This window comes from Luteimonas wenzhouensis (assembly GCF_007859305.1).
In the GTDB taxonomy this organism is placed as follows: domain Bacteria; phylum Pseudomonadota; class Gammaproteobacteria; order Xanthomonadales; family Xanthomonadaceae; genus Luteimonas; species Luteimonas wenzhouensis.
Genome location: NZ_VOHE01000005.1, coordinates 149,327 through 168,397, shown reverse-complemented (window position 1 = coordinate 168,397; position 19,071 = coordinate 149,327). Strand labels below are relative to the sequence as shown.

15 protein-coding genes and 1 pseudogene are annotated in these 19,071 nt (G+C 74.1%); 7 read left to right on the top strand and 9 right to left on the bottom strand.

The annotated features are described in order from the left end of the window. Positions 1-12: 12 nt before the first annotated feature. The gene (gene speE / locus FQY79_RS10925; RefSeq protein ID WP_146312946.1) at positions 13-864 is read right to left on the bottom strand and encodes a polyamine aminopropyltransferase; all 852 of its coding nucleotides are present in this window, start codon (positions 862-864) and stop codon (positions 13-15) included. 147 nt (positions 865-1,011) lie between these two features. Between speE and FQY79_RS10920 the strand changes: the two genes are divergently transcribed. From FQY79_RS10920 to FQY79_RS10910, 3 genes are all read left to right on the top strand, one after another. Next, complete coding sequence (locus FQY79_RS10920) at positions 1,012-2,844, top strand: M48 family metalloprotease (RefSeq protein ID WP_146312945.1); 1,833 nt, start codon at positions 1,012-1,014, stop codon at positions 2,842-2,844. Positions 2,845-2,912: 68 nt separating this feature from the next. Then, entirely contained in the window at positions 2,913-4,802 is a 1,890-nt protein-coding gene (gene speA / locus FQY79_RS10915; RefSeq protein WP_146313007.1) for an arginine decarboxylase, read from the top strand. A gap of 165 nt (positions 4,803-4,967) precedes the next feature. Next, complete coding sequence (locus FQY79_RS10910; RefSeq protein WP_222434278.1) at positions 4,968-5,921, top strand: MBL fold metallo-hydrolase; 954 nt, start codon at positions 4,968-4,970, stop codon at positions 5,919-5,921. A 120-nt stretch (positions 5,922-6,041) separates the two neighbouring features. Here FQY79_RS10910 and FQY79_RS10905 read toward each other — a convergent pair whose 3' ends face one another. From FQY79_RS10905 to radC, 6 genes are all read right to left on the bottom strand, one after another. Continuing rightward, positions 6,042-6,314, bottom strand: a complete 273-nt coding sequence (locus FQY79_RS10905) for a DUF4242 domain-containing protein (protein WP_146312944.1) — start codon at positions 6,312-6,314, stop codon at positions 6,042-6,044. Between the two features lie 79 nt (positions 6,315-6,393). Further along, positions 6,394-7,149, bottom strand: coding sequence for an SDR family NAD(P)-dependent oxidoreductase (locus tag FQY79_RS10900; RefSeq protein WP_146312943.1), 756 nt, complete (start codon positions 7,147-7,149; stop codon positions 6,394-6,396). Positions 7,150-7,384: 235 nt separating this feature from the next. Further along, positions 7,385-7,738 (bottom strand): hypothetical protein, encoded by a 354-nt coding sequence (locus FQY79_RS10895; protein WP_146312942.1) that lies wholly within the window; start codon positions 7,736-7,738, stop codon positions 7,385-7,387. 149 nt (positions 7,739-7,887) lie between these two features. Continuing rightward, positions 7,888-8,625, bottom strand: coding sequence for an SPOR domain-containing protein (locus FQY79_RS10890; RefSeq protein ID WP_146312941.1), 738 nt, complete (start codon positions 8,623-8,625; stop codon positions 7,888-7,890). A gap of 12 nt (positions 8,626-8,637) precedes the next feature. Continuing rightward, positions 8,638-10,326, bottom strand: coding sequence for an arginine--tRNA ligase (gene argS / locus FQY79_RS10885; RefSeq protein ID WP_146312940.1), 1,689 nt, complete (start codon positions 10,324-10,326; stop codon positions 8,638-8,640). A gap of 108 nt (positions 10,327-10,434) precedes the next feature. Next, positions 10,435-11,109, bottom strand: a complete 675-nt coding sequence (gene radC, locus FQY79_RS10880; protein ID WP_146312939.1) for a RadC family protein — start codon at positions 11,107-11,109, stop codon at positions 10,435-10,437. 196 nt (positions 11,110-11,305) lie between these two features. Here radC and coaBC point away from each other — a divergent pair. The 3 genes and pseudogenes from coaBC (at position 11,306) to FQY79_RS10865 (ending at position 15,339) form a co-directional block, all read left to right on the top strand. After that, positions 11,306-12,513 (top strand): annotated as a pseudogene (gene coaBC, locus FQY79_RS10875) (bifunctional phosphopantothenoylcysteine decarboxylase/phosphopantothenate--cysteine ligase CoaBC). A gap of 14 nt (positions 12,514-12,527) precedes the next feature. Next, a complete protein-coding gene (gene dut / locus FQY79_RS10870) occupies positions 12,528-12,983 on the top strand; it encodes a dUTP diphosphatase (protein ID WP_146313005.1) in 456 nt (151 codons plus the stop codon). A gap of 19 nt (positions 12,984-13,002) precedes the next feature. Then, positions 13,003-15,339: a phosphomannomutase/phosphoglucomutase gene (locus FQY79_RS10865; protein WP_146312938.1), complete on the top strand. Its 2,337-nt coding sequence runs from the start codon at positions 13,003-13,005 to the stop codon at positions 15,337-15,339. Between the two features lie 444 nt (positions 15,340-15,783). Here the strand turns inward: FQY79_RS10865 and FQY79_RS10860 are convergent, their stop codons facing one another. Further along, on the bottom strand, positions 15,784-16,911 hold the full coding sequence (locus tag FQY79_RS10860) for a Gfo/Idh/MocA family protein (protein WP_146312937.1): 1,128 nt from the start codon (positions 16,909-16,911) through the stop codon (positions 15,784-15,786). Positions 16,912-17,093: 182 nt separating this feature from the next. Between FQY79_RS10860 and FQY79_RS10855 the strand changes: the two genes are divergently transcribed. Beyond that, the gene (locus FQY79_RS10855; RefSeq protein WP_146312936.1) at positions 17,094-18,341 is read left to right on the top strand and encodes a TIGR03862 family flavoprotein; all 1,248 of its coding nucleotides are present in this window, start codon (positions 17,094-17,096) and stop codon (positions 18,339-18,341) included. A 72-nt stretch (positions 18,342-18,413) separates the two neighbouring features. Here FQY79_RS10855 and FQY79_RS10850 read toward each other — a convergent pair whose 3' ends face one another. Continuing rightward, positions 18,414-19,064: a hypothetical protein gene (locus tag FQY79_RS10850; RefSeq protein WP_146312935.1), complete on the bottom strand. Its 651-nt coding sequence runs from the start codon at positions 19,062-19,064 to the stop codon at positions 18,414-18,416. Positions 19,065-19,071 lie beyond the last annotated feature (7 nt).

The following is a 19,071-nucleotide window of genomic DNA, read 5'->3' as shown; positions in this document are numbered from 1 at the left end:
GCGCGACGCGGCTCAGCCGCCCAGCGCCTGGGCCACGAACGGCGGCAGCGCCTGCGCGCCCAGGTGCACTTCGGCGCTGTAGTACTTCGTCGCGAACGCCTTGGCCCGCGCGTCGGCCTCGCGGAAACCGAAGCCGCGCCCGCCCTTGCGCGCCATGGTGCAGCTCCACCAGCCGGTGGGGTAGCACGGCTGCGGGAACGGCAGGGTCTGGAAGCTGTCGAAGCCGGCCCTGGCCATCTCCGCGCGCATCTCGCGCATCAGGTCCAGCAGCGCCAGCGGCGACTCGGACTGCTGGACCAGGATCCCGTCGTCCCTCAGCGCGCGGTGGCAGCTTTCGAAGAAGGCCTGGTTGAACAGGCCCTCGGCCGGCCCGACCGGGTCGGTGGAATCGACGATCACCACGTCCAGGCTCGCCGGCTCGGCGTTGCGCATGTGCGCGATGCCGTCGTCGAACAGGATCTGCGCGCGCGGGTCGGCGTTCGACTCGCACAGTTCCGGGAAGTACTTCTCGGCCATCCGCGTGACCTGCTCGTCGATGTCGCACTGCACCGCCTTCTCCACGCCCGGGTGGCGCAGCACCTCGCGCAGCGTGCCGCAGTCGCCGCCGCCGATGATCACCACCCGCTTCGGGTCGGGATGGGTGAACAGCGCCGGGTGCGCCATCATCTCGTGGTAGAGGAAGTTGTCGCGCGTGGTGACCATCATCGCGCCGTCGATGAGCATCACGTTGCCCCAGTCGGTCGACTCCCAGACCTCGATCTTCTGGAACGGCGATTGCACCTCGTCGAGCTTGCGGGTCACGCGGAAGCCGATCGACGAGCCGGTGGGCTCGAACTGCTCGTGGAGCCAGTCGCTGGCGGTCATGGGGACGTCCTGGGGATGGAGTGGTGCGCGCCGTGCGCCCTGCGCATGGCCCCGCGGCAGGCGCGCCGCGGGGCGCCATTGTAGCCAGCGTCCGGGCACGGGCCGGAGCCGATCCACTACGATGGCCCCGGACGGAACGGAGGCGCCATGGGCGAAGGCAGGCAGCACGACGACACGCGCGAACCGGCGTGGCCGGCGCCTGGCGTGCGCCTGCGGCTGCTGGCGCTGGCCCTGCTTGGCCACGGCGTGGTCGCCGCGCTGCTGCTGCTCCTGCTCGCGCCGTTCGTGCTGGTGGCCGCGCACCTGCTGCGCGGCGGTCCGCTGGCGCCGGAGCACGCCTACGTGCTGCTGCTACCCGCCGCGGTTGCGGCGGTGGTGGTGCGCACGCTGTGGGTGCGGTTCGAACCGCCGCAGGGCCACCGGCTGGCGCCGGGCGAGGCGCCGGAACTGCAGGCCGAGGTCGAACGCCTGCGCCTGGCCACGGGCGCGCCGCCGCTCGAGGGCATCGTCATCGACGGCGACTTCAACGCCAGGGCCGCGAGCATCCCGCGCGCGCTCGGCCTGCTCGGCCACCGCCACGTGCTGGTGCTGGGCTTGCCGCTGCTGCGGCTGCTCGATCGCGAGCGGCTGGCGGCGGTGATCGCGCACGAGTTCGGGCATTTCACCGCCGACGACGGCCGCTTCGCGGCCTGGGTCTACCTCTCGCGCGGCACCTGGTACCGGCTGCGCGACGGCCTGGGCGCGCACGGGCTGGGATTCGCCTGGCTGCTGTCGCGGTTCTACGGCTGGCTGGCGCCACGCTTCGACCTCGCCAGCCGCGCGCTCGCCCGGGCCCATGAGTACGCGGCCGACGCGGTGGCCGCGCAGGTGGTCGGCGCCCAGGCCGTCGCCGACGCGCTGGCCGCGATCGAACTGGCCTCGCGCCGGCTCCAGGCGCGCTTCTGGCCGCGACTGTGGGCACGCGCGCAGGTCCAGTCGCACCCGCCGGCGCAGCTGCAGGCGCCGCTGCTGCAGGCCGCGACGGCCGGCGGCCTGGATCCGGCGCGGCTGGCCGCGCCGGACGCGCCCGGGCGCAGGCCGGACCCGGCCGATACCCATCCCACCCTGGCCCAGCGGCTGCAGGCGCTGCGGGCCCGGCCGCGGGCCGGGGCGGCCGGCGCGCCGGCCGCGGCCATGCTCGGCGACCTGGAGGAGCGGCTGGAACGCCGCCTCGACGCGGCCTGGCGCGACGCCGTGCGCGCGCAGTGGCGGGCGCGGTACGACGCAGCGGCCGCCGATCGCGGGCGGCTGGCGGAGCTCGAAGCGCTGGCCGCGCCCACCGCGGCCGAACTCGCCGAGCATGCCCGGCTCGCCGAACGGGTGCGGCGCGACGTCGACCCCCTGCCGCTGTACGAGCGCGCCCTCGCCGCCAGCCCCGACCACGTGCCGTTGCTGCTGCGCGCCGGGCTGCTGCAGCTGCGCGACGGGCAGGCGGACGCCGGCGCGGCCCGCCTGCAGCGGGCGGTGGCGCTCGACCGGCGGGCTGCACGGGCGGCGCTGGAGGAACTGGACGCGCTCGCGCTGGACCCCGACCTCGCCGCGGAGGCCGCCGCCCGGGCCAGCGCCCTGCGGGACGCCTTCGCGGCGCTGGCCGACCCGGCGCCGGCGCACGAGGACCGGACGCACGGGCTGCAGCCGCACGACCTGGACCCCGACACACTGCGCGGGCTGGCGTCCCGGCTGGCCTGCGAGCCGCGGGTCGCGCGGGCCTGGATCGCGCGGCGGGCGGCGCCGCTGGCGGGCGCCCCGGCCGAATACCTGGTGCTGCTGGACTGGCGCGGCCCGGTCGCCGGCGAGACCGCCGGGCTGGCCCGGCTGGACCGGTCGCTGGCGCTGCCGGGGATCCGTTTCGCCCTGTTCACCGGCACCAACCAGCGCCCGCTCGCCCGCCAGGTGCGCCAGGCCTGCGGCGAGCCGGTCTACCGCAAGCGGGCCGGCTGAGCGCCGCTTCGCCCTGCCGCCGCCGGGCAGGGCCTAGAATGCAGGCCCCCCCCCGCCCGGTGACCGCGATGACCGCCTGGTCGATCGACCACGCCCGCAAGACCTACTCCATTCCGCACTGGTCGGAGGGCTACTACGACGCCGGCGACGACGGCCGGATGGTGGTGCGGCCGCTGGGCGAGGCGGGCGTGGCGATCCCGCTGCCGGAGATCGTGGACAAGGCGCTGGCGCGCGGCGCCAAGCTGCCGCTGCTGGTGCGCTTCCCCGACATCCTGGGCGACCGCCTGCGCCGGCTGCAGGCCGCCTTCGCCCAGGCCCAGGCCGACTGGGACTACCGCGGCGGCTACACCGCGGTCTATCCGATCAAGGTCAACCAGCACGCCGCCGTGGCCGGCACCCTGGCCTCGCACCACGGCGAGAGCTTCGGCCTGGAGGCCGGCAGCAAGCCCGAGCTGATGGCGGTGCTCGCGCTCTCGCGCCCGGGTGGCCTGATCGTGTGCAACGGCTACAAGGACCGCGAGTACATCCGCCTGGCGCTGATCGGGCGCAAGCTCGGCCTCGACGTGTTCCTGGTGGTGGAGAAGCCCTCCGAGCTGCCGCTGATCCTGGAGGAGGCGGCCGCGCTCGGGGTCGAGCCGCGCATCGGCGTGCGCATGCGCCTGGCCTCGCTCGGCGCGGGCAAGTGGCAGAACAGCGGCGGCGACAAGGCCAAGTTCGGGCTCTCGCCGCGCCAGGTGCTGGACCTGTGGAAGACCCTGCGCGACGGCGGCAACGCGCACTGGCTGGGCCTGCTGCACTTCCACATGGGCTCGCAGATCTCCAACGTGCGCGACATCGCCAACGGCATGCGCGAAGCCACGCGCTACTTCGTCGAGCTCTCGCGCCTGGGCGCGACCATCACCCACGTCGACGTCGGCGGCGGGCTCGGCGTGGACTACGAGGGCACCCGCTCGCGCAGCTTCTGCTCGATCAACTACGGCCTGCAGCAGTACGCCTCGACCATCGTCCAGCCGCTGGCCGACGCCTGCGCCGAACACGGCCTGGCGCCGCCGCGGATCGTCACCGAATGCGGCCGCGCGATGACCGCGCACCACGCGCTGCTGGTGACCAACGTGGTCGAGGTCGAGCCGGCGCCCGAAGGCCGGGTGCCCGACCAGCACGACGACGAGCCGAGCGCGATCCGCTACCTGCGCGAGATCCACGCCGATCTCGGCAAGCGTCCGCCGGTGGAGCTCTACCAGGAAGCGCTGCACTTCCACGCCGAGGGCCTGGCCGCCTACGCCCTGGGCCAGATCGACCTCGTCCACCGCGCCCGCATCGACGACCTGTTCTACGCCATCGCCCACGGCGTGCGCGCGCGCCTGAGCTGGGACGAGAAGAGCCACCGCGCGGTGATCGACGAGCTCGACGAGCGGCTGGTGGACAAGTACTTCGTCAACTTCAGCGTGTTCGAATCGCTGCCCGACGTGTGGGCGATCGACCAGGTGTTCCCGATCGTGCCGATCAGCCGCCTGGACGAACGCCCGGATCGGCGCGGCGTGATCGCCGACCTGACCTGCGACTCCGACGGCAAGATCGACATCTACGTCGAGAACGAGGGCCTGGACTCCTCGCTGCCGCTGCACCCGCTGCGCAAGGGCGAGAGCTACCGGCTGGCGTTCTTCCTGGTCGGCGCCTACCAGGAGATCCTGGGCGACATCCACAACCTGTTCGGCGACACCGACGCGGTCGAGGTGCGCCTGGACGGCGACGGCTACGCGATCACCCAGCAGCGCAAGGGCGACACCACCGACGTGATGCTCGACTACGTCGGCTACAAGCTCGACGACCTGCGCCGCATCTACCGCGCGCGGGTCGGCGCAGTGGACCTGGGCAAGAGCGAGGCATCGCGCCTGAACGAGGCGCTCGAGCGCGGGCTGACCGGCTACACCTACCTCGAGGAATCGCCGCTCGAGTAGGCGGCGGCGACGCGGCAACGCCCCTCACGGGGGCATCGGCCGCCAGCGCCCGGCTTCCCGCCCGCGGCCATGCCGCCTGTTGGTGCGCTGCCACGCAGGCGTCGAACCACGCCGTGGCGCCTTGCTATCCTCGCCCCCGACGTCCTGGACGCTGGGGAACACCGCATGACCATCGCATCCCGCCACCGCCTGCTGGCCCTGGCCGGCGCCATCGCACTCGCCTGCGCCGCATGCGGACAGCCGCCCGCGCAGCCGGACGCGCAGGCGCAGGCGCAGGCGCCCGCCGCCGAAGCGGCGCCCGAGGCTTCGCCCGACGTCCACCGTTTCAGCATCGGCTCGCTGCCGGCGGCGATGCTGCGCGACGGCACGATCACCCTGCCCAACGACGGCTCGATCGTGGCCATGGGCGAACCCAGGGCCGAGGTCGACGCGCTGCTCGAGGCCGCGGGCGAGGCCACCGACCCGCTGCAGCTGTCGATCCAGGGACTGCTGGTGGAGGCGGGCGAACGCGTGATCCTGTTCGACACCGGCGCCGGGCAGGCGGAGTGGGCCGACGGCGGACGGCTGCCGCGCTCGCTGCAGGCGGCCGGCGTGGAACCGGCGCAGGTGACCGACGTGTTCATCAGCCACCTGCACGGCGACCATGTCGGCGGCCTAGTCGACGGCGACGGCCGGCCCGCCTTCGCCAACGCCAGGGTGCGCATGTCCGAACCGGAATGGGCGGCGCTGCAGGCCGACGAGGGCCAGGCGGCGCTGGCGCAGGCGATCGCACCGCAGGTGGAGACGTTCGCGCCCGGCGCGCAGGACATCGTGCCCGGGGTCAGCGCGGTGGCGGTGGACGGGCACACGCCCGGACACAGCGGCTACCTGGTCGCGGACGGGGACGCGCGCCTGCTGTATATCGGCGATAGCGCCCACCACCACGTGATCTCGGTGCAGCGCCCGCGCTGGACGATCCAGTTCGACCGCGATCCGGTCCTGGCCGAGGACAGCCGCGAGGCGCTGCTGGCGCGCCTCGCCGACGAATCGCTGATGGTGTCTTCGCCCCACTTCCCGTTCCCGGGCGTGGGCCGGATCGAGCGCCGCGGCGACAGCTTCGCCTGGGTGCCGGCGCAGTAGCGCCGGCCATCCGCTTTCCTGGCGCCGGCGCCGGCCGCCCGCCCCGGGCCAGGTCCGGGGTGGCCCCGTCCGACCGGCCCCGTCGACGGAGCGCCAGCTCCCGGCCGGCCTCCGGTGCCGTCAGTCCGCCGTCGCCGGGCCGATGACCGCGGCCACTTCCGAGATCCGGCTGGCCGGGAATCCGCCGCGGCGCGCATGTTCCAGGATCAGGGCCTCGGACGGCGCCGAGTACACACAGTACACCCGGTCCCCGGTGACGTAGCTGTGGTGCCACTGGATGTCCGGGCCGAGCTCGTCGAGCACCGCGCAGGACTTGCGCGAGACGCCGCGCAGCTGGTCGGGCAAGAGGCGAGCCGCGCCGGGGATATCGCGTTCGATCACGTACTGGGGCATGGAGGCCTCCTCCGGCCGGCGACGCGGCCGGCCCATTCCGTGCAACGCCTCGACCGACCGGCAGCGGACACCGTCCCGGTCAGTCGCCTTCGCGGTGCACCTGGAAGCCGGCGAACGACTGGCTCACCGGCATGATCTCCAGCCGGTTGATGTTGAGGTGCGGCGGCAGGGTGGCGACGTAGTGGATGACGCCGGCGATGTCCTCGGCGGTCATCGGATTGGCGCCGTGGTAGAGCGCATCGGAGGCGGCCTGGTCGCCGCCGGTGCGCACCAGGGTGAACTCGGTCTCGGCCATGCCCGGCTCGATCGAGGTCACCCGCACGCCGGTGCCGTGCAGGTCCGAGCGCAGCCCGAGCGAGAACTGGGTGACGAAGGCCTTGGTGCCGCCGTACACGTTGCCGCCCGGATACGGGTAGCTGCCGGCGATCGAACTGATGTTGATGATCGCGCCGCGGCGCTCGACCAGCACCGGCAGCAGGCGATGGGTGAGCGTGGCCAGGGCGGTGATGTTGGTGTCGATCATCTGCCGCCACTGCTCGAGGCTGGCGCGCTGGGCGGGCGCGGTGCCGAGCGCGAGGCCGGCGTTGTTGACCAGCACGTCGATGCCGCGGAACGGCGCCGGGATCGCGTCGAGCGCGGCCTGCATCGCGTCGGCGTCGCGGATGTCGAACACGGCCACGTGCAGGCGGTCGCCGCCGGGTTCGTCGCGCAGCGCCTGCAGGCGGCCGGCGCGGCGGCCGGTGGCGACCACCCGCCAGCCGTCGGCGAGGAAGCGCCGGACGGCGGCGGCGCCGAACCCGGCGGTGGCGCCGGTGATGAGGATGGTGCGGGCCATGGATGGACTCCGACGCGGCGGGGACGACAAGTGTATTGCGGGCGCTCACCCCCACCCCGGCCCTCCCCCGCAAGCGGGGGAGGGAGGACGCTTCTGCAAGCCCATCCCCGCCTGCGGGGGGAGCGTGGGTCGCTGGACACGCCGGGACTGGACCTGCAAGCCCCCTCCCCCGCTTGCGGGGGAGGGCCGGGGTGGGGGCACGCCCGCGATCAACGCCAGGCCAGCCACCGCCGCCTCAGCCCCGCGCCTGCCCGTCCCCTGCCTCCTTGCCGGCCGGCTTCGCCAACTTCTCCTGCCGCGCCCGGCGCCGCCCGGTTGCCGACTTGCCGCGGGTGGCGGCCCTGGTCGCGCGATGCTTCTCCAGCATGCCCTCGGCCAGCACCACATCCTCGGACAGGAGCCCGGCGGCCTTGGCGATGGCGATCCGCGCCTGGGCGCGGTTCTCGTCGGGGTTGGCCTGCAGCAGTTCGCGGATCGCTTCGCGCAGCGCGCGCTCGGCGCTGCGCTTGAGCTTGAGGTCGCTGCTTTCGCGGAACAGCGCCAGCAGGGCGTCGACGACGGGCTTGATCAGGGCGGCTTCGATGGCCATGGCGGGTCTCCTCCAGTCCCGCCAGTCTCCCGCCCGGGCATCGCGCGGACTGCGACGCGCGACGACGCGGCGGTCCCGGCCGATGCGCTCGTGCCGCGCGCCTGCCATGCGCCCGTCGCACCAGCGGCGACGGACCAGGGCCGGTGCCCTCAGTTGGCGCGGATCGCCAGCGCCGGCAGGCCGCCGTTGCCCAGCTTCTGCTTGGCCTCGGCCAGCTCGGTCGCGGTGGCGTAGGGGCCCATGCGCACGCGGTAGACGGTCTTGCCGTTCGCGGTGCCTTCCTCGACCCGGGCGCTCAGGCCCAGCAGGGCGATGCGCGCCTTGAGCGCCTCGGCATCGCCATGGGCGCTGAACGAGCCGGCCTGCAGCAGGTAGCGCGCGCCATCGGCGGCCGGCGCCGCCGCGGCGGTGGCGGGGGTGGCGGCGGCCGGGGCGGCGGCGGCGGGCGCGGCCGGTTCGGCCAACGCGGCGGCGTCGCGTTCGCGCTGGCGCTGCGCGGCCAGGGTGCGGCGCTGGCGCTCGGCCTCCTCGCGCGCGCTGGCGGCGAGTTCGGCGTCGGTCATCGCCACTTCCTGCTCGGGCAGGACGGTGTAGAAGTCGTATTCAGGGCCCGCGGGCGCGGGCTCCGCGCCGGGGCGCACGGTGCCAGTGTCGGCCGGCCGGACGACCGGCGGCGGCTCGACCTCGTCGACCGCGCTCACCGCCGGCTGCGCCGACGGGTTGGGCTGCGGCCGGAAGAAACCGTCGGCGCGGTCGGACTTGAGCAGCCGCGGCGCGAACATGACCGCGGCCAGCGCGATCACGATGCCGAGGATCATCCACGCCCAGCCCGGGAGCCCGCCGCCGTCGTTACGCCTTGCCTGGGATCTGCCGCGTCTTGCCGCCATGGTCCTACTGTCTCACATCCGTTCGGGGGCGCTCACGCCAAGCAGCCCCAGGCCGTTGGCGAGCACCTGTCGTACCGCCAGCGCCAGCGCGAGGCGGGCATTGCGCACCGGCGCCTCGTCGACCAGGAACTGGTGGTCGTTGTAGTAACTCTGGAACCCCTGCGCCAGCTCCAGCAGGTAGGCCGCCACCAGGTGCGGCTCGAGCTGCGCGCCCGCGGTGGCGACCACCTCCGGCCAGCGCGAGAGGTCGATCAGCAGCGCGCGCAGCGAGTCGTCGGACAGGTCCAGCGGCTGCGCCAGGCCGTCCTCCAGGTCGAAGCCCAGGCCGCGCTCGTCCAGCTGCCGCATCAGGCCGCAGATGCGCGCGTGCGAGAGCTGGACGTAGTAGACCGGGTTGTCCAGCGACTGGCTGCGCGCCAGGTCGATGTCGAACACCAGCTGCGAGTCGGGCCGGCGCGCGACCAGGAACCAGCGCACCGCGTCCGCGCCGACCTCGTCGATCAGCTCGCGCAGGGTCAGGTAGCTGCCGGCGCGCTTGGACAGCTTCACTTCCTCGCCGCCGCGCATCACCGTGACCATCTGGTGCAGCACGTATTCGGGGTAGTTCTCCGGGATGCCCCTGCCCAGCGCCTGCAGGCCCGCCTTCACCCGCGCCAGCGACCCGTGGTGGTCGGCGCCGAGTTCGGTGATCGCGCGCTCGTAGCCGCGCTCCCACTTCGACAGGTGGTAGGCCACGTCCGGCACGAAGTACGTGTAGGTGCCGTCGGACTTGCGCATCACGCGGTCCTTGTCGTCGCCGAACGCCGTGGTGCGCAGCCACAGCGCGCCGCCGTCCTCGTAGGTGTGGCCGTTGGCGACCAGGGTGCGGACCGTTTCCTCGACCTTGCCGTCGGTATACAGCGATGACTCGAGGAAGTAGACGTCGAAGGTCACGCCGAACGCGGCCAGGTCGGCGTTCTGCTCGCGGCGCAGCCAGGCCACGGCGAACCGGCGGATCGCCTCCAGGTCGTCCGGATCGTCCTTGCCGGTGACCACCTGGCCGTCGACCTCCACGCTCTCGCCGCGCAGGTAGGCGGCGGCGACATCGGCGATGTAGTCGCCGTTGTAGGCGTCGGCCGGCCACTGCGCGTCGCCGGGCTTGAGGCCCCTGGCGCGCGCCTGGGTGGACAGCGCCAGGTTGTTGATCTGCACGCCGGCGTCGTTGTAGTAGAACTCGCGCTTGGCGTTCCAGCCGTTGGCCTCGAGCACGCGCACGATGCAGTCGCCGATCGCGCCGGCACGGCCGTGGCCCACGTGCAGCGGGCCGGTAGGGTTGGCCGAGACGTACTCCACGCCCGCCGTGCGCCCGCCGCCGCTGTCGTTGCGGCCGTAGGCCGCGCCCTGGGCGTGCACCTGCGCCAGTTGCCGGCCCCATGCGCCGGGCGAGAGGCGGAAGTTCAGGAAGCCGGGGCCGGCGATCTCCACCGCGGCGATGTCGTCGCCCCGCGGCAGCGCGTCGACCAGCGCCTGGGCCAGCGCGCGCGGGTTCGACTTCGCCGGCCGGGCCAGCAGCATCGCGGCATTGGTGGAGAAGTCGCCATGCGCGCGGTCCTTCGGACGCTCGACGACGAAGTCGGGCGTGGCGAGGTCGGCGGGCAGGGTGCCTGCGTCGCGCAGGGCGGCGATGGCCTGTTCGATCAGGCCGCGGAGCTGGGATTTCACGGGGGTCTGCGCTCAGGTCAGGCCGCCCATTTTACCCGCTTGGCGCGCCGCCGCGTCCGCCGGCCGCGCGTGGCGTTCACGCAGGCCGCGAGCGCTGCGCAAGGGCCCTCACACCCAGCCGCGCGCCGCCAGCGACACCGGCGCGCCATCGCCGATCACGAAATGGTCGAGCAGGCGCACGTCCACCAGCGCCAGCGACTGCTTGAGCTGGGCGGTGACCGCGCGGTCGGCGGCGCTGGGCTCGGGATTCCCGCTCGGATGGTTGTGGCCGACGATCACCGCCGCGGCGTTGTGGGCCAGCGCGCGCCGCACCACCTCGCGCGGGTGCACCTCGGCGCCGTCGATGGTGCCGCGGAACAGTTCCTCGAACGCGAGCGCGCGGTGGCGCGTGTCCAGGAACAGGGCCGCGAACACCTCGACCGGCTGCGGGCGCAGGCGCCGGGCGAAATAGCGTCCGGCCGAGCCCGGGTCGGTCAGCGCCTGGCCGCGTTCGAGCCCCGCGGCCAGCCAGCGGTTGCCCAGCTCCAGCGCCGCCGCCAGGCAGCAGGCGCGCGCCGGGCCGAGCCCGGGCAGGCGCGCCATCGCCGCCGGTTCGAGTTCGAGCAGGCGCCGCAGGGGTCCGTGGCGTTCGAGCAGCTGGCGGGCGGTGGCCACCGCGTCCTGGCCGCGCAGGCCCGAGCCCAGGAAGATCGCCAGCAGCTCGGCGTCGGAGAGGACGCCGGCGCCCCGGGCAAGCAGTTTTTCGCGCGGGCGTTCGTGGCCCGGCCAGTCGCGGATGCGCATCGATCGGTTCCTCGTCCCTGAGGCGCTGGCGGCCGGCCGCGGCGCTCCACCGGACAGGGGAAAGTCCGTCGGCGCGCGGCCGGCCGGGCCGCCAGCATGGGACGATTGCAACCGATCCGGAGCGGCCCGCGCAGCCGGCGGGCCGGCCGCCATCGGGTAAGCTGTCGGCCGGATCCGGAGTAGGACTTTCCTGACGATGCCAGCCCGACGCGGCCTGCGCGGACAACGCCTGCTGCTGTGCGTATGCGGCGGCATCGCCGCGTACAAGGCGGCCGAACTGCTGCGCCGGCTCGGCGAGGCCGGCGCACAGGTGCAGGTGGCCATGACCGACAGCGCGCAGCGCTTCGTTGGCGCGCAGACGTTCCAGGCGCTGTCCGGGCATCCGGTGCGCACCAGCCTGTGGGACGCGGCCGCCGAAGCGGCGATGGGCCACATCGAACTGGCGCGCTGGGCCGACCGCGTGGTCATCGCCCCGGCCACCGCCAACACCATCGCCAGGCTCGCCCACGGCCTGGCCGACGACCTGGTCAGCACCCTGTGCCTGGCCACCACCGCGCCGATCACCCTGTGCCCGGCAATGAACCACCGCATGTGGCTGCACCCGGCCACCCAGGCCAACGTCGCCCTGCTGCGCGAGCGCGGCGCGAGCGTCATCGGCCCCGACGACGGCCCGCTGGCCGAGGGCGAATCCGGCCCGGGGCGCCTCGCCGAGCCGGCGGCGATCGTCGCCGCGCTGGAGGCCATGTGAGCGCCCCGCTGGCCGGCCGGCGGGTGCTGGTGAGCGCCGGGCCTACCTACGAGGACATCGATCCGGTCCGCTTCCTGGGCAACCGCAGCAGCGGCAAGATGGGCTTCGCGGTGGCCGCGGCCGCCCGCGCGCGCGGCGCCGAGGTGGTGCTGGTGGCCGGCCCGGTGCACCTGGATACGCCGCCGGGCGTGCAGCGGATCGACGTGCGCTCGGCGGCGCAGATGCGCGAGGCGGTGCTCGCCGCGCTGCCGGCCGACGTCTACGTCGGCGCGGCCGCGGTGGCCGACTTCACCCCGCGCCAGGTGTCCGAGCACAAGATCAAGAAGACCGCGGGCAGCGACACCCTGGTGCTGGAGCTGGTGCGCACCGCCGACGTGCTGGCCGAGGTGGCGGCGCATCCGGCGCGGCCGGCGCTGGTGGTGGGCTTCGCCGCCGAGACCCACGACCTGGAACGCTACGCGCGCGGCAAGCTCGCGTCCAAGCGCCTGGACCTGATCGCCGCCAACCTGGTCGGCGCGGCCGAAGGCGGCTTCGAACGCGACGACAACACCCTGCACGTGTACTGGGACAGCGGCGAGTGCCGGCTCGGGCCGGCGTCCAAGCACGCGGTCGCCGCGGCGCTGGTGGACCTGGTCGCCAGGCGGCTGCCCGCATGAGGTCCGCGACCGCCATGGTCGACCTGCAGGTGCGCCTGCTCGACCCCAGGCTCGGGCGCGAATGGCCGCTGCCCGCGCACGCCACCGAGGGCAGCGCCGGCCTCGACCTGCGCGCCGCGCTCGACGCGCCACTCACCCTGGCGCCGGGCGACGCCGCGCTGGTGCCCTCGGGCATGGCGATCCACATCGGCGACCCGGGGCTGTGCGCGGTGATCCTGCCGCGCTCGGGCCTTGGCCACAAGCACGGCATCGTGCTGGGCAACGGCACCGGCCTGATCGACGCCGACTACCAGGGCCCGCTGATGATCAGCGTGTGGAACCGCGGCTGCGAGCCCTTCACCATCGAGCCGGGCGACCGCATCGCGCAGCTGGTGCTGCTGCCGGTGGTGCGCGCCCAGCTGCAGGTCGTGGATACTTTCGACGAGAGTGCGCGCGGCGAGGGCGGCTTCGGCCACACCGGCGTGCGTTGACCAGGGCAACGGAACCAGCATGACGACCAACAGCGAACCCACCAAGGCGCGCGTCTATGCGCAATTGCGACCCTGGCTGCCCGTGTTGGCGGCGGCCCTGGCCCTGCTTGCGGCCTGGCTGGCGTGGAGCGGCTGGCGCGCGCTGCAGGAGGACTCGCGCCGCAGCAGCGTCAGCGTGGCCCGCGACACGGTGGTCGGGATGATCGCCGGCACCCTGCGCGGCGAGGAGGCGAAGCTGCGCGAGCGGCTCGACCGCGAGGCGGTGCAGGCCGCCGTGGCGGCGGGCGACTTCGCGGCCGCCTCGGCGGCGGTCGCGGCCGACTGGCCCGACGCCCAGTCGGTGGAGATCCATCCGCCGGAACTCGACCGCCTCTACGCGGCCCTGCCCGACGGCGGCTTCGGCCGGGTCTCGGTGATGGAGTCGGCGCTGGTGCGCGGGGAGCCGGTGGTGGCGATCATCCGCGCCGGCGGCACGCCGCAGCTGGGCCTGGCCGCGCCGGTGCAGCGCGACGGCAAGACCGTGGCGGTGGCGTTCGTGCGGTTGCCGGTAACGCGGGTGACCGCGGCGCTCGACGAGATTACGGTCGACCCGGCCACCTACCTGGCGGTGCGCCAGGGCGGCTTCACCCTGCAGGAGAAGGGCGACCCGGCCCAAGCCGAGGCCGCCGAGCGGATGGCGGCGCCGGTGCCGGGCACCGACCTGCGCGTGGCCGCGTCGCTGCCGCGCACCGGCCGGCCGCTGCTCGGGCTCGAAGGCATCCCGCTGTTCGTGGCGGTCGCGCTGCTGCTGGTGCTGGCCTACCTGCTGTGGCGCGTACCGGCGCGCATCAGCCGGGCGCTGCAGGGCCCGGAGCCGGCCGAGCAACCGCCGGAGCGCACCCTGGTCGAAGCGCTGGCCGACGCACCCGAAGACGCCGGCGAAGCGGCCGCGCCGCGGGTGGTAGTAACCGAAGACACGCCCCCGCCGCCGCCCCCTGTCGACATCGATCGCGGCATCTTCCGCGCCTACGACATCCGCGGCATCGTCGGCCAGTCGCTGGACGCCGGCATCGCCGAGCTGATCGGCCATTCGGTCGGCTCGCTGATGGCCGAGCAGGACCTGCGCGAGATCGTGATCGGCCGCGACGGGCGGCTGTCGGGCCCGGACCTGGTCGCCGGCCTGGTCCGCGGCCTGCGGCTGGCCGGCCGCGACGTGATCGACATCGGCCTGGCGCCCACGCCGGTGACCTACTTCGGCGCCTTCCACCTGCGCACCGGCTGCTGCATCTCGGTGACCGGCAGCCACAACCCGCCCGACTACAACGGCTTCAAGATCGTGGTCGGCGGCCAGACGCTGTCGGGCGACGCGATCACCGACCTGTACGCGCGCATCGCCGACGGACGCCTGCACACGGCGCCCGAACCGGGCGACGCGGTCCAGCGCGACATCGGCGACGCCTACGTCGAGCGCATCGCCGGCGACATCCAGCTGGCGCGCCCGCTCAAGGTGGTGGTGGACGCAGGCAACGGCGTGGCCGGCGAAATCGGCCCGCGGGTGCTCGAGGCGATCGGCGCCGAGGTGATCCCGCTGTACTGCGAGATCGACGGCACCTTCCCCAACCACCATCCCGACCCGAGCGAACCGCACAACCTCGAGGACCTGGTCAGCACCGTCCAGCGCTTCGACGCCGACCTCGGCATCGCCTTCGACGGCGACGGCGACCGCTTGGGCGTGGTGACCAGGGATGGCGAGAACATCTACCCCGACCGGCTGCTGATGCTGTTCGCGGCCGACGTGCTCGACCGCAACCCGGGCGCGGTGATCGTGTACGACGTCAAGTGCACCGGGCGCCTGCCCGGACACATCCTGCGCCACGGCGGCAGCCCGTTGATGTGGAAGACCGGGCATTCGCTGATCAAGGCCAAGATGCGCGAGACCGAGGCCGAGCTGGCCGGCGAGATGAGCGGCCACTTCTTCTTCGCCGAGCGCTGGTACGGCTTCGACGACGGCATCTACGCCGCCGCGCGCCTGCTGGAGATCCTCGCGCTGGAGCCGGACGATCCGAGCGCCACGCTCAAGGCGCTGCCCGGCGGGGTGTCGACCCCGGAGATCAAGGTCGAGGTGGCCGACGGCAACCCGCACGGGTTCGTGGCGCGGTTCCAGGAGGCGGCGAAGTTCGAGGGTGCGCGGCTGTCGACCATCGACGGCCTGCGCGTGGACTGGAACGATGGCTGGGGCCTGGTGCGCGCGTCCAACACCACGCCGGTGCTGGTGCTGCGCTTCGACGCCGACTCCGAGGAAGCGCTGGGGCGCATCCTGCGCGACTTCCGCGAGCAGATCCTGGCGGTGGATCCGGAGCTGAAGCTGCCGTTCTAGCGATCCCGCCCTGGCGTCCTGCATCCGACCCGGCTGCGGCACATGCAGCCGGGTCTTCTTTTTCGTGCGCCGGGGAGGGCGGACAGGGGCTCGCGGGGCCGGCACCGCGGCGCTTTCCCAAGCGCGCTGCTGCATGCGCGACACGGCGGGGGCCTCGGCGCATGGCGCTTCGCCTGGCTCACCCACCGGGCCACCGCCCGGAACGGAGCCGCGTCCTGGCCGGGGAGTTCCGAGGAGGAGGCCTCCGCCTGCAGGCGGAGGCCGGAGGACATTCGCGGAAGGAACTGCCCGGCCAGGGCGCGGCCCCACCGCCGCCACGCACCAACGGGCCCACCGCGCCTTCCGTGACGAGCCCAAGAGGCGCACCTCCCCACCGCCCCGACGGGCCCCCGGCCGCGTCGCGCGTTCGATCCAACCGGCCTGCGTCTGCGCGATTGGCCGGACTCAACCCCGCGCGATGTCCACCCGCTCGCCGCCGGCCCTGGCGGACGCGAACGCGGCGTCGATCACCCGCATGTCGGCCAGCCCCTCCTCGCCCGGCGCGCGCGGCGTCCGGTTCTCGAGGATGGCGAGCGCGTCCTGGTCCATCTGCTCGGCCTGCATCCGCGGACGGGGGCCGAGCTGCGGCGCGAACACCGTGCCGTCGCTGGCGCGGCCCTGGTTGCCCTCGTAGCCCTGGAACGGACTGAGCATGTACCAGCCGCGCTCGCAGTCGACCTGCAGCGTGTTGAGGTTGCGGCCGAAGCTGGTCACGCACTCGGCCACGATGTCCTCGGGGAACTCGAGCCGGAAGCGGATCGTCTCGTCGACGCCCTTGAACAGGTCGCGGCGCGCGGTCTCGTCCCAGGCCTGCACCGCCAGCGGCTCCATCCCGGTGCAGTAGCGCGCCGCGTTGATGCAGTACACGCCCATGTCGTACATCGCCCCGCCGCCGCGCGCCGGGTCCAGGCGCCAGGCGCCGTCGGCGCCGTCGCGCCAGCCGAACCAGCCGGCGTCGGCGCGCAGCTTGACGATGCGCCCGTAGGGACGCTCCTTCGCCATCGCCATGAACCGGCGCGTGTTCGGCTCGTGCTGCATCCGGTAGCCGATGGCGAGCTGCACCCGGTTGTCGCGACAGGCCTTGAGCATCTCCGCGCCTTCGGCCGCGTCCATCGCCATGGGCTTCTCGCACCACACGTGCTTGCCCGCGGCGGCCGCCACCAGCGCCAGCGGCTTGTGCAGGTGGTTGGGGGTGACGATGTAGACCACGTCGATGTCGGGGTCGTCGGCGATGCGGTGGAGGTCGTCGTAGGAATAGACGTTGCGGTCGGGGATGCCGTACCGGCCCTGCCACTCGGGCAGCTTGTCCGGCGAACCGGTGACCAGGCCCGCCAGCCGGCAGTGCCGGGTGAGCTGCAGCGCCGGCGCGAGCAGGTCGCGGCTGTAGTGGCCCAGGCCCGCCAGTGCCACCCCGATCCTGCGCTGCCCGCGTCCCAGCGCGCGCGGGCTCCAGGCTGCGGCGGCCCCGGCCAGCGCCATCGACTGCAGCGCTTCGCGCCGGGTCCAGCCCGGCGGGTTCCTCTCTCCTGCCATCGGCGTCCTCCCTCTGCGTATGGTCGCGGGCATGGTAGCGCTCCCATCGGGCGGGTGGGCGGCGGGGGTCGCCGCCCAAGCCGCTGCCACGGGGCGGGCCGGGCGTGGGAAGGCATGTCCGGTCGCGGCTGAAGCCGCTCCTGCCGGGCGGGGGCGGGGCGCGGGGCGGCGATAATGCGGGGATGCACGACGCCGACATCCCCCGCGTCGCGGTGGTCGGCGGCGGGCCCGCCGGCCTGTTCGCGGCCGAGCGCCTGCGCCAGGCCGGCCTGGGCGTGGACCTGTACGAGTGCAAGGGCTCGGTAGGCCGCAAGTTCCTGATCGCCGGCAAGGGCGGGCTCAACCTCACCCACTCCGATCCGCGCCCGCTGTTCGCCAGCCGCTACCGCGAGCGCGCGACCGAGGTCGGCCGCTGGCTGGAGCGGTTCGATGCCGACGCGTTGCGCGCCTGGGCACGCGGGCTGGGCGTGGACACCTTCGTCGGCAGTTCGGGACGGGTGTTCCCGCTCGACCGCAAGGCCGCGCCGCTGCTGCGGGGCTGGGTCCGGCGCCTGCGCGCGCAGGGCGTGGCGATCCACGTGCACCATCGCTGGACCGGCTGGGACGGGGACGGCGCGCTGTGCTTCGACACCCCGGACGGTCCGCGCCGGCGCCACGCCGCGGCCACGGTGCTGGCCCTGGGCGGCGCCAGCTGGCCACAGCTGGGCAGCGACGGGGCGTGGGCGCCGCTGCTGGCCGCGCAGGGAGTGGACGTGGCTGCACTGCGTCCGGCCAATTGCGGCTTCGACGTCGACTGGACGCCCCACTTCGCCCAGCGCCACGCCGGCGCCCCGCTCAAGCCGGTGGTGCTGCACTGGACCGACGCAGCGGGGCGCGCGTGGTCCTTGCAGGGCGAGTGCGTGGCCAGCGGATACGGGCTGGAAGGCAGCCTGATCTATGCCGTTTCGGCGATATTGCGGGAGCTTGTCGATCGCGACGGCTGCGCCGAGATCGCCCTGGACCTCGTCCCCGGCCTGTCGCCCGACGCCCTCGCCGCGGCCCTGGCCCGGCCGCGCGGTGGCCGCAGCCTGTCCGAACACCTGCGCCGGGCGGCCGGCGTGCACGAGGCCAAGGCGGGCCTGCTGCGCGAAGTGCTGGAGCGCGATGCGCTGCAGGATCCCCACCGGCTGGCCGCCGCGCTCAAGCGCCTGCCGCTGCGCCTGCGGCAGCCACGGCCCGTGGCCGAGGCGATCAGCACCGCCGGCGGCATCCGCCTGGAAGCGCTCGACGAGCGCCTGATGCTGCACGCCCGGCCGGGCGTGTTCGCCGCCGGGGAAATGCTCGACTGGGAAGCCCCGACCGGGGGCTACCTGCTCACCGCCTGCTTCGCCAGCGGGCTGGTCGCGGCCGAGGGGGCGATCGCCTGGCTGGGCGGCACGGGCCGCGGCTGAGCCCGCCACCCGCAGCCGGGCGCGTTCGCGGCAGGCGCAACACCCGCCCCGCGGCCGCGCGCCACCGCGGATTCAGCGCCTGGCCGGCCCCCGCAGCGCGTGATAGCGCTCGACGGCATGCTCGAGTTCGGCGTCGAGCGAGGCGCGCTCCTTGAGCTGCTGGCGCCGGATCGCCTGCTGCCGCAGCAGGTCGTGGTGCTGGGAGCGGATGCTCTCGACCAGCCGCTTGCCCACCGGCTGCCCCTGCAATTCCAGGTCGTTGGCCTGGCGCAGCAGCGACACCAGGCTCTGGCGCAGGTTGGCCACGCCCATGTCGGAGGTCTTCAGGGCCTCGTCGACCAGCACGATCCGGTCGTCGAAGGCCTTGCGCAGGTCCTCCTCGGTCTCGTACGACTCGGCCATCGCCCGCTCGCGGCGCAGGCGCGCGGCTTCCGCCGCGGCGGCGACTTCCGCCTGGCGCGCGGCCTCCGCGGCCGCGGCGCGCTCCTCGGGCGACATCGCTTCGTCCACCTGCGCCAGCGGCCGGCCGCTGCGGATGCTCAGTTCGGTCCGGGCCGCATCCACCGCGTGCGCGGGCAGGGCGTCGCCGCAGACGCGCCGGCCGCCCTCGTCCCAGCAGTAAAGCCGCTTCTCGGTCGCCTGCGCGCGGCCTTGCTGCGCCTGCGCCCCGGTCCCCGTCGCCAACGCGCCCAGCGCGACCGCCAACACGATCCTGCTCTTCATCGATTCC

Excerpts from the sequence above, each read along its gene's own strand:
- dut (WP_146313005.1), top strand. The coding sequence starts at position 12,528 with ATGGTCGACCTGCAGGTGCGCCTGCTCGACCCCAGGCTCGGGCGCGAA.
- radC (WP_146312939.1), bottom strand. The coding sequence starts at position 11,109 with ATGCGCATCCGCGACTGGCCGGGCCACGAACGCCCGCGCGAAAAACTG.
- FQY79_RS10920 (WP_146312945.1), top strand. The coding sequence starts at position 1,012 with ATGGGCGAAGGCAGGCAGCACGACGACACGCGCGAACCGGCGTGGCCG.
- FQY79_RS10860 (WP_146312937.1), bottom strand. The coding sequence starts at position 16,911 with ATGGCAGGAGAGAGGAACCCGCCGGGCTGGACCCGGCGCGAAGCGCTG.
- FQY79_RS10910 (WP_222434278.1), top strand. The coding sequence starts at position 4,968 with ATGACCATCGCATCCCGCCACCGCCTGCTGGCCCTGGCCGGCGCCATC.
- speE (WP_146312946.1), bottom strand. The coding sequence starts at position 864 with ATGACCGCCAGCGACTGGCTCCACGAGCAGTTCGAGCCCACCGGCTCG.
- speA (WP_146313007.1), top strand. The coding sequence starts at position 2,913 with ATGACCGCCTGGTCGATCGACCACGCCCGCAAGACCTACTCCATTCCG.
- FQY79_RS10895 (WP_146312942.1), bottom strand. The coding sequence starts at position 7,738 with ATGGCCATCGAAGCCGCCCTGATCAAGCCCGTCGTCGACGCCCTGCTG.
- FQY79_RS10900 (WP_146312943.1), bottom strand. The coding sequence starts at position 7,149 with ATGGCCCGCACCATCCTCATCACCGGCGCCACCGCCGGGTTCGGCGCC.
- FQY79_RS10905 (WP_146312944.1), bottom strand. The coding sequence starts at position 6,314 with ATGCCCCAGTACGTGATCGAACGCGATATCCCCGGCGCGGCTCGCCTC.
- FQY79_RS10865 (WP_146312938.1), top strand. The coding sequence starts at position 13,003 with ATGACGACCAACAGCGAACCCACCAAGGCGCGCGTCTATGCGCAATTG.
- FQY79_RS10850 (WP_146312935.1), bottom strand. The coding sequence starts at position 19,064 with ATGAAGAGCAGGATCGTGTTGGCGGTCGCGCTGGGCGCGTTGGCGACG.
- FQY79_RS10855 (WP_146312936.1), top strand. The coding sequence starts at position 17,094 with ATGCACGACGCCGACATCCCCCGCGTCGCGGTGGTCGGCGGCGGGCCC.
- FQY79_RS10890 (WP_146312941.1), bottom strand. The coding sequence starts at position 8,625 with ATGGCGGCAAGACGCGGCAGATCCCAGGCAAGGCGTAACGACGGCGGC.